Genomic DNA, 13,622 nt, shown 5'->3' on the forward strand with positions numbered 1-13,622 from the left:
GCTCCTGCCCGCTGCGCTCTGCGCTACTCCGACGGCTCGACGAAGCCCGACTCGTACGCGGCGATCACCGCCTGGGTGCGGTCCCGCGCCCCGAGCTTCGCCAGCACACTGCTGACGTGGGTCTTCACCGTCTGCACGCCGAGGAACAGCAGCTCGGCGATCTCCCCGTTGCTGAGGCCGCGCGCGACCAGCCGCAGCACCTCCGCCTCGCGCTCGGTCAGTGCCGCCCGCTCCATGGTCGCGCGGGCGGCGGGATTGCCGTGGCCGGCCGCGAGGCGGCGGATCGTGGCCGGGAACAGCAGTGACTCGCCCGCCGCCACCAGCCGTACCGCGTGCGCGATCTCGGCCGCTCGGGAGCGCTTCAGCAGGAAGCCATCGGCGCCCGCGCGCAGCGCCTGGTAGACGTAGTCGTCGTTCTCGAAGGTGGTGACGACCAGGATCTTCGGCGGCTGGTCCCCCGGCGCGCCGGGGCGCAGGAGCTCGCGGGTGGCCGCCAGGCCGTCCAGCACCGGCATCCGGACGTCCATCAGGACGACGTGTGGGCGCAGCGTGCGGGCCAGCGCCACCGCGTCGGCGCCGTCGGCGGCCTCACCGACCACCCGTAGGTCCCCCTGCGCCTCCAGGACGGCCCGCATCCCGGCCCGGACCAGCTCCTCGTCGTCGGCGAGCAGGATGTCGATCATCCCGGCGGAGCCCCTCGACGGTCCGTCGCCCACAAGATCGTTCGTCACGAGCCCAAGCGTAGGGGCAACCGGACGGCGAGCACCCACTCCCCGCTCCCGTCGCCCGAAACCCCGGCGGTGGCCTCCCCGCCGAGCAGCGTGGCGCGCTCCCGGATGCCGCGCAGCCCCTTGCCGCCCTTGCCCGCCGCGCCGCCCGGGAGGCGCGCCGGAACGCCGCCGACCGCCGGGCGATTGGCGCAGCGCAGCTCCAACTGCCCTCCCTGAAGGGCGATCCGGACGCTGACCGGCTCGCCGGGCGCGTACTTGAGCGCGTTGGTGACACCCTCCTGGACGATCCGGTAGGACTCGCGGGAGAGCACCCCGGGCAGCGCGCCCGCCGACACCTCGATCCGCGCCTCGACCGGGCTCCCGGCCGACCGGGCGGTGTCGAACAGTGCGGGCAACTGGTCGACACCGGGCTGTTCGGTGGCCGTTCCGTTGCCGGCCGCGCCCTCCGGCGTCTCGCGGAGCAGGACGAGGGTGCGTTCGAGGTCCTCCATGGCCCGGCGGCCGGTCTCCTCGATGACTTCGAGCGCCTTGGCGGTGAACACCTGGTCCCCGACTTCCCGCGCGGCACCCGCCTGAAGGACCGTCACCGTCAGTGCGTGGCCGATGGAGTCGTGCAGCTCGCGGGCCAACCTGTTGCGTTCCAGCAGCCGTTCGGCGCGCAGCTCCGCCTCCGCCAGCCGCTCCGCCGGGGATGGCCCCAGAAGCCTTACAGCCATGGCGAGTTGGAGGCGCCCGGCGGACACCACCAGCCAGCCGTAGCCGATCACCAGCACCGGGGCGAGCGGGAGGTACCAGAACGAGTCCGGTCCGGTCAGCAGGTCGTAGCCGCTGGTGAGGCCGAAGGCCGTCGCGAACCCGACCACCGAGCCGAGCACGACCCGCCCGATCAGCCAGCCGGCGGTGCGCCGCCGGTCCGCCCAGGTGCGGGAGGACTCGGCGGCGATGTCCTCCTCGCGGTCGGGCAGCAGCAGCAGTCGCGCCTGCACCCCCTCGGCGCGCCGCGTCGCGGGGACGAGGGCGACCAGGGCGAGCAGGGCGGTGTCCACCGCGGCGCCGGCGACCACGATCTCGCCCAGGCTCTTGTGGTACGTCCCCGGGTAGATCATCAGGACGACGCCCACGAAGATCCACCCGACCAGCAGATGCAGCAGGCGCGCGTACGTGGCGCCGGCCAGCAGCGGCGCGAGGATCCTGGGCATTCCACCATCCTGCCAGCTCAGCGGTCGGCCCGGGCTCCCCCGCCGGCCTGCCGCCGTCTCCCTCCCGGGAGGGAGGCGGCTCCCGACCCCGGCGGGATCCGCCGGTACGGCCCGCTCCGGTCGAATGTGACCACCAGCCGGACGACCCGGCACCGGAGCACCGAGAGGGGAGCGCGGCCGTGATCGAGATCCAGGGCCTCACCAAGGAGTACGACGGTCGGCGCGTCGTCGACGACCTGTCCTTCGAGGTCCGGCCCGGCCTGGTGACGGGCTTCCTCGGCCCGAACGGCGCCGGCAAGAGCACCACCATGCGCCTGATCCTCGGCCTGGACCGCCCCACCGCCGGTAGCGCCCTGGTCGGCGGCCGCCGGTACGCCGAACTCGCCCAGCCGCTACGGCAGGTGGGCGCCCTGCTGGACGCCCACGCCCTGCACGGCGGCCGCACCGCCGCCGGCCACCTGCGCTGGCTCGCGGCGAGCAACGGCCTGGCGCCGCGCCGGGTGGACGAGGTGCTCGCCCAGGTCGGCCTGACGGACGCCGCCGGACGGCGGATCCGCGGCTTCTCCCTCGGTATGCGCCAGCGCCTCGGGGTGGCCGCCGCGCTGCTCGGCGACCCGCCGGTGCTGCTGCTGGATGAACCGGTCAACGGTCTCGACCCGGAGGGCATCCGCTGGATCCGCACCCTGTTGCGCGAACTGGCCGCCGAGGGCAGGTCGGTGCTGGTGTCGTCCCACCTGATGACCGAAATGGCGCTCACCGCCGACCACTTGGTGGTCATCGGCCGTGGTCGGCTGCTCGCGGACGCCGCCACCGCCGAGTTCATCGACCAGCACGGCCGGACCAGGATCCGCGTCCGGGCCGTCAACTCGGCCAAGCTCGCCGCCCTGTTCGGCGGCGACCTGCTCCGGCAGTCGGACACCGCCGGCAACCTCACCGCGACCGAGGTCGACGACGGCGCCTGGGAGGTGACCGGCGCCGAACCCGAGCAGATCGCCGCGCTCGCCGCCGCACACGGCGTGGTCCTGTACGAGATCGCGGTCCAACAGGACTCGCTGGAGGAAGCGTTCATGCGGATGACCGCCGACAGCGTCGAGTACCGCGCCGAGGCCACCGCATGAGCTCCAACTCAACTCTCCGGCACCACCTCTGCGCCTTCGACGCCGAGCGGATCAAGCTCACCACCCTCCACTCGCTCTGGATCACCCCGCTGCTCGCCTTCGCGCTCACCGTGGGCACCACCACGGCGATCGGTGCGGCCCTCGGCGGCTCGGAGCACAACCTCACCGACGACCCCGGCGTGGGCGTCTTCTACGGGCTCAACTTCGGCCAGGCCGCGCTGGTCTGCTTCGCGGTCCTGCTGATCGGCCAGGAGTTCAACACCCGCATGATCGACGTCTCGCTGACCGCCGTCCCCCGGCGCGGACGGCTGTACGGCGCCAAGCTCACGCTCGGCGCGCTGGTCGGCCTCGGCGTCGGCGCGGCGGGCACGGCGGGCGCCTTCGCCGGGTACGCGGCCACCGTCCCCGGCGACTGGGACGGCCCCGCCTTCGTCCGCAGCGCCACCGCCGGCGTGCTCTACCCGGTGCTGCTGGTGGTGTTCTGCCTCGGCGCGACCGCGCTGCTCGGCAACCTCACCGCCGCCATGGGACTGCTGGTCCCGGTCTTCTTCCTGCTCTCGCCGCTGCTCGGCGGCGTGGCCGGGGTGCGGCAGGTGGCCCAGTTCCTGCCCGACCGGGCCGGCCAGTACGCGATGCACTACGCCGACGACCCGCAGGTCTCGTACGGGCACTGGACCGGACTGCTGATCATGGCCCTGTGGGCCGGCGCCGCGGCCTACGGCGGCCTGCTCGCCCTGCGGCGCGCCAAGTGACCACGAACGAAGGGAAGATGACCATGAGCGCGGCCCACGCCCTGCGCGCCGAACGGATCAAGTTCACCACCCTGCCCTCCCAGTGGGCGGCCCCGCTGGTCGCCCTGGTCCTGACCGTCGGGGTCACTGCGGCCGTCAGCGCCGCCTCCGACCCCAAGACCGTGGCCCCCGGCACTGACCCGGCCAACGGGATCTACTACGGGCTGCTCTTCGGGCACGTGGCCGTGGCCTGCCTCGGGATCCTGCTGATCGGCCAGGAGTTCAACACCCGCATGATCAGCACCTCGTTCATCGCCGTCCCCCGGCGCGCTCGGCTGTACGGCGCCAAGCTCACGCTCGGAGCCGGGCTGGGCCTGCTGCTCGGGCTGGCGTCGACGGCGGGCTCGTTCCTGGCCGTCGACGCCACCGTCGGATTGGACTGGTCAACCCCCGGCCTGGCCCGCAGCTTCGTGGCCGGCGTGCTCTACCACCCGCTGCTGGTACTGCTCTGCCTCGGACTGACCACGATGCTGGGCAACTTCAGCGCCGCGCTCGGCCTGCTCGGCCCGATGGTGTTCCTCGGCACCACCTGGCTGGCGGCCATCCCCGGCGTCCGCGAGGTCGGCCAGTTCCTGCCCGACCGGGCCGGCCTGTACGCGATGCACACCCGGACCGAGGCCGGCATCCACTACGGCCACTGGACCGGACTGCTGATCATGGCCCTCTGGACGGCCGCAGCCGCCTACGGCGGGCTGCGGGCGATCCGGCGGCACCAGGCTTCCGGCGAGTAGCGCCCGACGGCGGGCGGCGGGCGGCGGGCCGGTGGCCGATGACAACAAACAGCGAACAGATAACAGATAACAGATTTCGAAATCTGTTATCTGTTTGCTGTTATCTGTTCGCTGCCATCTGTCACTCGTCACCCGAGCCAGCCAGGGCGGACCAGGCCAGACTCGTAGGCGAGGACGACCAGTTGGGCACGGTCGCGGGCGCCGAGCTTGACCATGGCGCGGCTGACATGCGTCTTGGCGGTCAGCGGGCTGACCACCAGGCGGCGGGCGATGTCCTCGTTGGAGAGCCCGAGCCCGACCAGGGCAAGCACCTCGCGTTCGCGTTCGGTGAGCATCTCAAGGCCGACCGCCCGCGGCTCCTTCGAGCGGGCGGCGAACTCTCCGATCAGGCGCCGGGTGACGCCCGGCGAGAGCAGCGCGTCGCCTGCGGCGGCGACCCGGACCGCCCGGAGCAGTTCGGCCGGCTCGGCGTCCTTGACGAGGAACCCTGCCGCGCCGGACCTCAGCGCCTCGAAGACGTACTCGTCGAGCTCGAAGGTGGTCAGTACGACCACCCGCACCCCGCCGAGCTCCGGGTCGGCCCCGATCCGCCGGGTGGCCTCCAGGCCGTCGAGGCGGGGCATCCGGATGTCCATCAGCACCACGTCGGGACGCAGCTCGACGGCGAGACGCAGGGCCTGCTCGCCGTCGTCGGCCTCGCCGACCACCTCGACGTCGAGCTGGGCGTCGAGCAACGCCCGGAAACCGGCCCGGACCAGCATCTGGTCATCCACCAGCAGCACCCTGATCATCAGTCACCCCTCGTCAAGCGGGCCCGGACTCGGAATCCCGCGTCGTACGGGCCCGCCTCCAGGGTGCCCCCGAAGGCGGCGACCCGCTCCCGCATCCCGATCAGTCCGGCTCCCGAGCCGCCCGCGTCGCCGCCGCCCACCGGGCCCGGGTCGTCGATCCGCACGGTGAGGCCGTCGGCCGTCCGGGAGAGCAGCACGGTGGCCGTCCGGGCGGCGGAGTGGCGGATCACATTGGTCAGGGCTTCCTGGACGATCCGGAAGGCGGCCCGCTGGACGGCGGCCGGGACCTCCCCGGGGATGCCCTCGGAACGGACGCTGACGGTCAGGCCTGCCCGGCCGGCCTGGTCGACCAGTTCGTCCAGCCGGTCCAGGCCGGGGGCGGGAGTGCGCGGCGCGGTGGCCCCCGGTCCGCGCAGCGTGCCGAGGACCTGCCGGACCTCGCCCAGGGCCTCCTTGCTGGCGGCCTTGATCGTCGCCAGGGCGCTTCTGGCCTGTTCCGGGCGGGTGTCGATGAGTTCCAGCGCCACCCCGGCCTGGACGTGGATCAACGAGATGCTGTGCGCCAGGATGTCGTGCAGCTCGCGGGCCATCCGCAGCCGCTCCTCGTCGACGCGGCGCCGCTGCGCCTCCTCCGCGGCGGCTCTGGCGGCGGCGGACTGCTCGCGGCGGGTCCGGGCCAGTTCCGCACCGGTCGCGATGAGCAGCAGCACCGCCGTGACGCCCAACTCCTGCCAGGCGTTGGCCTGCCAGCTCTTGGCCCGCAGCCAGTCGTGCGGAACCGCGTAGCTCATCAGCAGCTGACCGACGTAGAAGGCGCCGCCGCAGGCCCAGGCCGCCCGCCGTCGCCCGCACTGGACCGCGACGAAGAACGCCACACCAAGACTGACGAAGACCGGGCCGTACGGGTACCCGGCGAGCAGGTAGCCGATGGTGACCGCTGTGGTGCCGACCATGACCGCCGCCGGGTGGCGGCGGCGCAGCAGCAGCGCGGCGGGGCCGAGCAGGAGCAGCGCGTAGCCGAGGGCGTCGAGCTGGACGCGGTCGGGCTGCCGGTGCCCTGCGCCGACCGTGCCCGCCACCTGGAAGCAGGCGACGGCCAGCGACGAGAGCACGGGCAGGCCCGCCCGGCCGGACCGGTTCCACGGCGGCTTCCACGACGGGCGCAACTCGTTCATGCCGGAAGGCTAGTGCGGCGCGCCACACCCGGGCATCAGCTCGCGGGTGCGGGCGCAGCTACTCCCGCCGTAGTACGCGACTGGCCCGTGGAGGGGGTGCCGCCGTCCCGACGCCACAGCGTCAGGCTCACCGCGACGAACCAGAGGAAGCCGACGTAACGTCCGACCGGGATCAGCAGCGTGGCCGGCTCGGCGACCAGCGAGAGCAGAGACAACGTGCTCGCGGCGGACAGGGCCAGTCCGGACCAGGCCACCCAGGCGGGCAGCGCCCGGCTCACCAGCGCGGTGCGCGACACCTGCCACAGGACCACGCCGAGCGTACCGATCGCGGGCGCAGCGCCGGTGATGAAGGCGAGGTCCATGAGGGCGCGGGACACCGACAGGTCCGCGGCGGTGCCCAGCAGCGACAGGACCCAACCCGCGCTCGCGGACAGCACCAGCAGGACCCCGGACGCACTGCCCGCCGCCCGGACCACACCCGCCCGCACCGGGGTGCCGTAGCGGCCCACGAACTCTGTGAGCCAGGGGACGAACGCCAGCAGCGCCAGTGCCGAGAGCAGTTGGAACAGGGCTCCCACCTGAAGCGAGCGGTGCAGCGCCGCCGGATCGGCGAGCAGGTACTTCCGCACCACGTCGTCACTGGAGTACGGGGTGGCGAACGGCCCGGAGGGCGCGGTGATGCCGCTGATGACGAGGCTGGCCACGAAGAGGAGCACGTACAGGATGCCGCTGAGCGCTCCCGCGGACGACCGGCGGGGCGAGGTGAAGGACGACAAGGTCGACAGCCTCCAGGCAAGGGACGGCGCCGGCTGGAAGGCCCACGTCCGGCGCGGTTCAGTTCACCGCGCCGGCCGCGCCGGGGCGTCCTCCGGAGGAAGGCTTCCGCCGTACGCCCGCGGAGGTACCGGATCACCGGCCGCCCTCACACAGGCCTGGCGCTTCGGCCGTGGGTCGCACCAAGGGCTCGGCCACCAAGAGAGCATTGTCCTTGTGTCGTGTCAGCAGCTGGTCTGAGACTGGCACTTCGGCCTCCTCCCAGCGTCGTACCACCGGGACGCGACGCTACGTCAGCAGGAGTATCCCGACGGTCGCCGCTCGGACGACGACGGCGTGCAGGCGCGGCGACGAGGATTCCTGGGGTCGGCACGGGCGGCAGGTGCCCGCATCGGCGGATCAGTCCGGGGCGACGCGCCGGCCGCCAGGCCGGCGCCCTCAACCCGGCGCGACGCCCGGCCGAAGCCGATGACGCCACGGTCCCCTCCCATGTCTGACGAGACCACGCCGCCCGTCGGCCGATTCACCGTCAACCGAGAATCCACGGAGCCACACTGATGACCACGCCACTGCCCACCTATCCCGATCTCGCGGGCAAGGCCGCCCTCGTCACCGGAGGTTCCCGGGGCATCGGAGCCGAGACGGCAAAGGCCCTGGCCGCCAACGGTGTCAAGGCAGCCGTCGTCGGCCGCGACCGGAGTGCCGTCGACCGGACGGTCGGCGAGATCCGCGCGGCAGGCGGAACGGCGGTCGCGATGACGGCCGACTGCACCGATCCCGCCGACCTCGTGCGGCTGCGTGCACAGGCCGAGCAGTCCGTCGGTCCGATCGAAGTGCTCTGCGCGTTCGTCGGCGGAGGCGGCGACCCGGTGCCGATCGAGCAGATGAGCCTGGAGCACTGGCACTCGGTGGTCGACCTGAACCTGACCACCACCTTCCTGGCCGTGCAGACCTTCCTGCCCGGCATGATCGAGCGCGGCGGCGGTTCGATCATCACCATGGCGTCCACCGCCGGGCGGCTTCCCGGCGGTGCCGCCGCCTCCTACGCGGCGGCCAAGGCAGGCGTGCTGATGTTCACCCGCCAGGTCGCACAGGAGGTGGGCCGGTACGGCGTGCGGGTCAACTGCCTCGCTCCGTCCTTGATCATGACGGAGAGCCAGCAGGAGCGTATACCCGCCGAAAAGCTCCCGCTGATCGTCAGGCAGTTCCCGCTGGGCCGCGCAGGAGTGCCCGCCGATGTCGCTCACGCCGCGCTCTTCCTCGCGTCCGAGTCGTCGTCCTGGCTGACCGGCCTGACGATCGACGTGGCCGGCGGGCGCATCATGCTCTGACGCCGGTGGCCGGCCGCAGCCACCGGCCGGCGACCACGGCGCTCGCCACGAGAGCCTGACGCAGGCCCCCTCCCCCGTCGCCTCCCGAAGGACCCCGTATGACCACCCCCGCCGCGTCCTCCGCGGCAACGCCCCGTCCGGGCACCCGGCAGCCCAAGAACTTCCGCCTCTCACCGACTGCCCGCAAGAGCGCGGTGGTCGTGCACATCGTCAGCTCGGTCAGCTGGCTGGGCCTGATGCTCTGCCTGCTCACACTCGGCGCGACAGGGCTGCTGACGGACAGCGCGGAGACCCTGCGCAGCGCCTACCGGATGATGCCGGTCCTCGGCGACGCGCTGGTCTTCCCGCTGAGCCTGCTCTCCCTGCTGACCGGACTGCTCCTCGCGCTCGGCACCCCCTGGCGCCTGTTCAGGTACCGCTGGGTTGCCGTCAAGTTCTGGCTCACCCTGGCCGCCACCGCCGCCTCGATCTTCGAACTCACCGCCCGGCTGCACGAAGCGGCCCACCTGGTGGACCAGCACCCCACCGGCACCATCGCGGACATGCACCTCGGATTCACCCGCTACAACCTGGTGATCATCCCGATCGTCGCGCTGTCGGTGTACGTCGCCAACGTCGTGCTCTCCGTCGTCAAACCGTCGGGACGCCACCATGCCCGTTCACGGCCCAGTGGCGGGTGAGCCGAGGCAGGGCCGAGCTCGCTGTCAGACCTCAGCAGTCCCCCGCAATGCCGGGTGGTCCGCGATCACCGTGCAGCTACCCGGCGCGATCTCGGTGAAGCCCGCATCCCGGACCAGCGGCAGACCGCTGGTGACCAGCCCCTCCCACGCCTCCGCCGGGGCCGTCCGCACCGCGAGCGCGAATCCGGCCTCGGCCCACTCCTTGCGCTGCGCCTCGTCCAGCCGCCACCAGGCCAGCTGGGCGGCGTGGCCGGTCTGCGCCATCGTCTTGCCCGCGCTCATCTCCAGCTCCGGGTTGAGCCACAGCACCGGCAACCCGGGCTCAGGAGCGCCGACCTCGGTGGTCTCCTCCAAGTCCGTCCCGGAGACCTGGAGCTTGGCGAGGTCCTTCGGCCAGCCATCCAACGGCACCGGCGGAAACACCCGCACCTCGGCCTCCCGTCCGCTCACCGTGATCCCCGGCAGTTCGCCCGCCCGGCGCCACTCCCCGCCCCGGGCCCGCCGGACCACCTTGCGGATCCGGGCGTCCTCCCAGGCCTCGACCCGCTCCGCCCACTCGCCGTCCGTGTCGGTCACCCGCGAGTCGGACAGCAGGGTGAGCACCGCCCGGGCCGAGGTCTCCAGCGCGTCGGTCCGCCCGGGCGGCGTAGCCTTCTCCAGCCGGACGAGCAGCGGCAGCACGTACTGCGGCCGCGCGTCACGGTCCGCCGGGGCCGGGGCGTCGTCGGCAGCGGAAACGGGCGCCGGAGCGGAATCGGAAGCGGCATCGGGAGCAGGGGTGTCGAACGGAGAAGTCACCCGTCCAGCATGCCAGCCCCGCCACCCCGGTGATCACGCGGTGCCGGGAGCCCGTACGACCCGCCCCGAACCACCCGAGCCGCCGCCATCTCCACCCCCGTCCCTACACGCCCCTGCCCCCGCACGCCCCTGCCCCTGCACACCCCCGCCCCCGCACACCGCCGCTCAGCGCAGCCGCTGCCGCAGTTCGTCGACGGCCGACCGGATGCCGGCGCTGTAGGCGTCCTCGGGGAGCGCGTCCAGGCTGCGCACGGCGCGTTCCAGCTGCTCGCGCGCGAGGTCGGGCTCGCCGAGCTTGAGGTGGTCCGAGGCCAGGTTGAGGTGCAGCGAGGGGTAGAACGCGCGCACCTGGAGGGCGGACTCGTAGGTCTGGGCACGCTCGGCGGTCAGCGAGTCGGCGGCGGCCAGCGCCCGCCGGTCCCACTCCAGCTCGTCCTGCGGATGGTCCTGTAGGTCGGCCAGGTAATGGGCGAGGACGCAGCGGTGGAAGACGTCGCCCCGCTCGCCGAGCGCCGCCCAGAGCGCCTCGAAGCTGGCCCGCGCCTCGGCCGTCCGCCCGCGCTGGGCGGCCTGCACGCCGTCCAGTCCGAGCGCGATCCGGGCGAGCACCTGGTCGTCCCGGCCCGCCGGACCGTCTGCCCGGGCCGGACCGTCCGCCCCGTCCGGTCCCCCGGGTACCGCACGCACATCAGACGTATCGGACATGCCCGCAGCCTAGTCGCCCACCCGTCGCAGCGCCCGAAGAGCACTTCGCACCATCCCGACCAGGGCCAACCCGGCCCGACGGCCGGTCAGCGCCGGTAGCCGCGCTGCGGGTCCCGCGCCTCCGCGTCCTCGTACGTCAGGAACCAGCCCTCCGGGTGCGTGGCCGCCAGCAGCACCTCGGTGCGCTGCTCGGCGCCCAGCTCCGGGTCGCCGTCGTCCGGTCCGTAGACGCCGAACAGTTCGTCGTGACAGCCGTCCCAGTCGTAGTCGTACAGGTCGGCCGGCAGGTCGCCCATCATGTCGGCCACCGACTCGGGCTGCGCGCCGAGCAGGGCCCGGGCGTCCACCAGGGCCATCCGCAGCCCGATGTCCTCGGCCAGACATCGCGGCAGCGGCCATTCACCGAGCGCGAGGTCGTCGGCCAGGTCGTCGAAGGCCCGGGCCATGGCGCGGCGCCAGTTCCGGTGCAGCCGCCAGGTGCGCTGGGGCAGGCGGGCGTAGACCGCCCAGTCGGCGTCCTCGCCGTCGACGACCGGGTCGTCACCGTGCTCGTCGAAGTCGTCGTAGGCGGCGTCGGCCAGGCCGATCAGCTGGGCGTGCAGGAGGCAGGCGGTGCGCGGGGTGAGGGTCCAGTCCGCGCCGGCGCCGCCGTCCTCGTCCTCGTCGCCCTCCAGCGGGAACAGCTCGGCGAAGTCCGGCGCGAAGTCCTCGGTGACGCTGATCTCCAGCGTGCCGCCGATCGCCTCGACCCCGGGGATCGCGGCCACCAGCCGGTCCGGGTGCAGCAGTGCGCCGAGCGCCGCGTTGGCGTCCTCGGAGACCTCGCGCAGCAGCTCGCGGCGCTGGCCGACCGGGTCGACGCCCTCGAACACCAGCTCCTCGACGGCCCTGATCGCGGCGGCGCGCAGCGCCGGCCAGTCGGTGATCCGCAGGCCCAGCACCACCGTCGCCTCGATCTCCTGCGCGCCGGAGTCCTCCGCCGCGCCCGGCCCCTGTGGATGATCGCTTCGCTCGCCCATGGGGCTACGGTACGGCCTTTCGGCCGCCCGATCACCGGTCTGAACCAGCTTCTGGACCCCTTCTCGGCCATCGCCCGGCCCCGCCTCGATCACTCGGACGTACGACACGGCAGGATGGACCCATGGCTGACATCAACGAGTACGGCGGCGGGCAGGGCCCGAACGCCGACGTCCTGGTCGTGACCACCAACGACATCCCCGGCTTCCGGGTCGATCATGTGATCGGCGAGGTCTTCGGACTGACCGTGCGCAGCCGCCACCTCGGCAGCCAGATCGGCGCCGGACTGAAGTCGCTGATCGGCGGCGAGCTGCGGGGCCTGACGAAGACCCTGGTCGAGAGCCGCAACGAGGCGATGCAGCGGCTGATCGAGCAGACCAAGGCGCGCGGCGGGAACGCGGTGCTGATGATGCGCTTCGACGTGACGGAGGCGGCGGACGTCGGCACCGAGGTCTGCGCCTACGGCACGGCCGCGGTGATCTCCCCGGCCGTCTGACGCGTCGCCCGCGCGGGGCGCCACGCGGCGGGACCGCAAGCACCCGCGGACGCGGGAACACCCGCCGCACCCCCGATGTTTCACCGGCGTGACTGTTTACGGTGCAACCAATGGCGGGCAGCGGCACGCGGACGTCCTGGTAGTGGACGTCCACGTGGTGGACGTCCACGTGGTGGACGTCCTGGTGGTGGGCGCCGGACAGGCCGGACTGTCCGCCGCCTACCACCTCCGCCGCCGCGGCTTCGCCCCCTACCGGGCGGACGCCGACGGCGGCTTCGTCGTGCTCGACGCCAACCCCGCGCCGGGCGGCGCCTGGGCGCACCGCTCACCGTCCCTGCGGATGGCCACCGTGCACGGTTTCCACGACCTCCCGGACGCCGAACTCCCCGCGCCCGACCCCGAGGCCCCGGCGCGCGAGGTCGTGCCGGGGTACTTCGCGGCGTACGAGGCCCGGCACGCGCTCCCGGTCGTACGCCCCGTCGCCGTTCGCGCGGTGCGCGCCGAGTCGGACCGCCCGGACTCCCGGCTGCTGGTCGAGACCGACCACGGCACCTGGTCCACGCGGGCGTTGATCAACGCCACCGGCACCTGGACCCGCCCGTTCCTGCCCCACTACCCGGGCCACTTCGCCGGTCGCCAGCTGCACTACGCCGACTACCGCGGCCCCGGGGAGTTCGCCGGCCGGCGCGTCCTGGTGGTGGGCGGGGGCGCTTCGGCGATCCAGGTGCTGTCCGAGGTGGCGGCGGTCGGCGAGACGGCCTGGGTCACCCGGACCCCGCCCGTCTACCACGAGGGGCCGTTCACCCCCGAGTACGGACGCACGGTGGTCGCCAAGGTCGAGGAACGGGTCCGGCAGGGCCTGCCGGTGCGCAGCGTGGTGAGCGTCACCGGGCTCGGCCCGTCCGTCGCCTACCGGCGTGCCGAGGAACTGGGCGCCCTGCACCGCCGCCCGATGTTCGACCGGCTCACCGAGCACGGCGTCGCCTGGGGGGAGGAGGAGCTGGCGGTGGACGCGATCGTGTGGGCCACCGGCTTCCGCCCGGAGGTCGGCCACCTGGCCCCGCTCGGGCTGCGCTCCCCCGGCGGCGGCATCGCGCTCACCGGCACCCGTGCCACCGCCGACCCGCGCGTCCACCTGGTCGGCTACGGCCCGTCCGCCAGCACCATCGGCGCCAACCGGGCCGGTCGCGCCGCCGTCAGCGACCTCGTCCACCTGCTCGGCGACCCGGCCAGGCTGCCCGCCCCGGCCGTGGTCTGAAGCAGTCGGGAGGGGAAGGGCGGGGCG

General features: G+C 73.3%; 15 protein-coding genes. 7 read left to right on the forward strand and 8 right to left on the reverse strand.

Annotation, left to right across the window (positions count from 1 at the left end; genetic code table 11):
* Window positions 1–23: 23 nt before the first annotated feature.
* Together AB0P03_RS02035 and AB0P03_RS02040 are read right to left on the reverse strand one after the other, a co-directional pair.
* Window positions 24–683, reverse strand: coding sequence for a response regulator transcription factor (locus tag AB0P03_RS02035; RefSeq protein ID WP_363579664.1), 660 nt, complete (start codon window positions 681–683; stop codon window positions 24–26).
* A gap of 44 nt (window positions 684–727) precedes the next feature.
* Entirely contained in the window at window positions 728–1,930 is a 1,203-nt protein-coding gene (locus tag AB0P03_RS02040) for a histidine kinase (RefSeq protein WP_363627577.1), read from the reverse strand.
* Between the two features lie 179 nt (window positions 1,931–2,109).
* Here AB0P03_RS02040 and AB0P03_RS02045 point away from each other — a divergent pair, with 179 nt between their 5' ends.
* From AB0P03_RS02045 to AB0P03_RS02055, 3 genes are read left to right on the forward strand one after another with little or no spacing between them, the layout of a single operon-like run.
* A complete protein-coding gene (locus tag AB0P03_RS02045; protein ID WP_363627578.1) occupies window positions 2,110–3,048 on the forward strand; it encodes an ATP-binding cassette domain-containing protein in 939 nt (312 codons plus the stop codon).
* A complete protein-coding gene (locus AB0P03_RS02050) occupies window positions 3,045–3,800 on the forward strand; it encodes a hypothetical protein (RefSeq protein ID WP_363627579.1) in 756 nt (251 codons plus the stop codon). The genes AB0P03_RS02045 and AB0P03_RS02050 overlap by 4 nt, the downstream gene beginning before the upstream one ends.
* 23 nt (window positions 3,801–3,823) lie before the next feature.
* On the forward strand, window positions 3,824–4,570 hold the full coding sequence (locus AB0P03_RS02055; protein WP_363579410.1) for a hypothetical protein: 747 nt from the start codon (window positions 3,824–3,826) through the stop codon (window positions 4,568–4,570).
* Between the two features lie 128 nt (window positions 4,571–4,698).
* Here AB0P03_RS02055 and AB0P03_RS02060 read toward each other — a convergent pair whose 3' ends face one another.
* The 3 genes from AB0P03_RS02060 to AB0P03_RS02070 are packed head-to-tail and all read right to left on the reverse strand — an operon-like array spanning window position 4,699 to window position 7,312.
* Entirely contained in the window at window positions 4,699–5,361 is a 663-nt protein-coding gene (locus AB0P03_RS02060; protein WP_363616612.1) for a response regulator transcription factor, read from the reverse strand.
* Window positions 5,361–6,536 (reverse strand): sensor histidine kinase, encoded by a 1,176-nt coding sequence (locus AB0P03_RS02065; protein ID WP_363627580.1) that lies wholly within the window; start codon window positions 6,534–6,536, stop codon window positions 5,361–5,363. The genes AB0P03_RS02060 and AB0P03_RS02065 overlap by 1 nt, the downstream gene beginning before the upstream one ends.
* Before the next feature lie 35 nt (window positions 6,537–6,571).
* A complete protein-coding gene (locus tag AB0P03_RS02070) occupies window positions 6,572–7,312 on the reverse strand; it encodes a hypothetical protein (protein WP_363627581.1) in 741 nt (246 codons plus the stop codon).
* A 555-nt stretch (window positions 7,313–7,867) separates the two neighbouring features.
* Here AB0P03_RS02070 and AB0P03_RS02075 point away from each other — a divergent pair.
* Window positions 7,868–8,641 carry an SDR family NAD(P)-dependent oxidoreductase gene (locus AB0P03_RS02075; protein ID WP_363627582.1) on the forward strand — a complete coding sequence of 258 codons (774 nt, stop codon included), beginning with the start codon at window positions 7,868–7,870 and terminating at the stop codon, window positions 8,639–8,641.
* Between the two features lie 98 nt (window positions 8,642–8,739).
* Window positions 8,740–9,321 carry a DUF2269 domain-containing protein gene (locus tag AB0P03_RS02080; RefSeq protein ID WP_363627583.1) on the forward strand — a complete coding sequence of 194 codons (582 nt, stop codon included), beginning with the start codon at window positions 8,740–8,742 and terminating at the stop codon, window positions 9,319–9,321.
* Window positions 9,322–9,345: 24 nt separating this feature from the next.
* On the opposite strand, the gene AB0P03_RS02085 is transcribed toward AB0P03_RS02080, so the two are convergent.
* The 3 genes from AB0P03_RS02085 to AB0P03_RS02095 all read right to left on the reverse strand — a co-directional run bounded on the left by AB0P03_RS02085 (window position 9,346) and on the right by AB0P03_RS02095 (window position 11,843).
* Window positions 9,346–10,119, reverse strand: coding sequence for a peptidyl-tRNA hydrolase (locus AB0P03_RS02085; RefSeq protein ID WP_363579420.1), 774 nt, complete (start codon window positions 10,117–10,119; stop codon window positions 9,346–9,348).
* 165 nt (window positions 10,120–10,284) lie between these two features.
* Window positions 10,285–10,824 (reverse strand): hypothetical protein, encoded by a 540-nt coding sequence (locus AB0P03_RS02090; RefSeq protein ID WP_363627584.1) that lies wholly within the window; start codon window positions 10,822–10,824, stop codon window positions 10,285–10,287.
* A gap of 86 nt (window positions 10,825–10,910) precedes the next feature.
* Complete coding sequence (locus AB0P03_RS02095) at window positions 10,911–11,843, reverse strand: hypothetical protein (protein WP_363627585.1); 933 nt, start codon at window positions 11,841–11,843, stop codon at window positions 10,911–10,913.
* Window positions 11,844–11,965: 122 nt separating this feature from the next.
* Between AB0P03_RS02095 and AB0P03_RS02100 the strand changes: the two genes are divergently transcribed.
* Together AB0P03_RS02100 and AB0P03_RS02105 are read left to right on the forward strand one after the other, a co-directional pair.
* The gene (locus AB0P03_RS02100; RefSeq protein WP_363579424.1) at window positions 11,966–12,337 is read left to right on the forward strand and encodes a YbjQ family protein; all 372 of its coding nucleotides are present in this window, start codon (window positions 11,966–11,968) and stop codon (window positions 12,335–12,337) included.
* Between the two features lie 154 nt (window positions 12,338–12,491).
* On the forward strand, window positions 12,492–13,595 hold the full coding sequence (locus tag AB0P03_RS02105) for an NAD(P)-binding domain-containing protein (protein WP_363627639.1): 1,104 nt from the start codon (window positions 12,492–12,494) through the stop codon (window positions 13,593–13,595).
* The last annotated feature ends 27 nt before the right edge of the window (window positions 13,596–13,622 follow it).

The organism is Kitasatospora sp. NPDC088779, from assembly GCF_040685395.1.
Classification (GTDB): Bacteria; Actinomycetota; Actinomycetes; order Streptomycetales; family Streptomycetaceae; genus Kitasatospora.

What these genes read in the sequence shown, in the direction of transcription:
- AB0P03_RS02060 (WP_363616612.1), bottom strand. Translation starts at nt 5,361, where the DNA reads ATGATCAGGGTGCTGCTGGTGGATGACCAGATGCTGGTCCGGGCCGGT.
- AB0P03_RS02095 (WP_363627585.1), bottom strand. Translation starts at nt 11,843, where the DNA reads ATGGGCGAGCGAAGCGATCATCCACAGGGGCCGGGCGCGGCGGAGGAC.
- AB0P03_RS02075 (WP_363627582.1), top strand. Translation starts at nt 7,868, where the DNA reads ATGACCACGCCACTGCCCACCTATCCCGATCTCGCGGGCAAGGCCGCC.
- AB0P03_RS02065 (WP_363627580.1), bottom strand. Translation starts at nt 6,536, where the DNA reads ATGAACGAGTTGCGCCCGTCGTGGAAGCCGCCGTGGAACCGGTCCGGC.
- AB0P03_RS02080 (WP_363627583.1), top strand. Translation starts at nt 8,740, where the DNA reads ATGACCACCCCCGCCGCGTCCTCCGCGGCAACGCCCCGTCCGGGCACC.
- AB0P03_RS02035 (WP_363579664.1), bottom strand. Translation starts at nt 683, where the DNA reads ATGATCGACATCCTGCTCGCCGACGACGAGGAGCTGGTCCGGGCCGGG.
- AB0P03_RS02090 (WP_363627584.1), bottom strand. Translation starts at nt 10,824, where the DNA reads ATGTCCGATACGTCTGATGTGCGTGCGGTACCCGGGGGACCGGACGGG.
- AB0P03_RS02050 (WP_363627579.1), top strand. Translation starts at nt 3,045, where the DNA reads ATGAGCTCCAACTCAACTCTCCGGCACCACCTCTGCGCCTTCGACGCC.
- AB0P03_RS02100 (WP_363579424.1), top strand. Translation starts at nt 11,966, where the DNA reads ATGGCTGACATCAACGAGTACGGCGGCGGGCAGGGCCCGAACGCCGAC.
- AB0P03_RS02040 (WP_363627577.1), bottom strand. Translation starts at nt 1,930, where the DNA reads ATGCCCAGGATCCTCGCGCCGCTGCTGGCCGGCGCCACGTACGCGCGC.
- AB0P03_RS02055 (WP_363579410.1), top strand. Translation starts at nt 3,824, where the DNA reads ATGAGCGCGGCCCACGCCCTGCGCGCCGAACGGATCAAGTTCACCACC.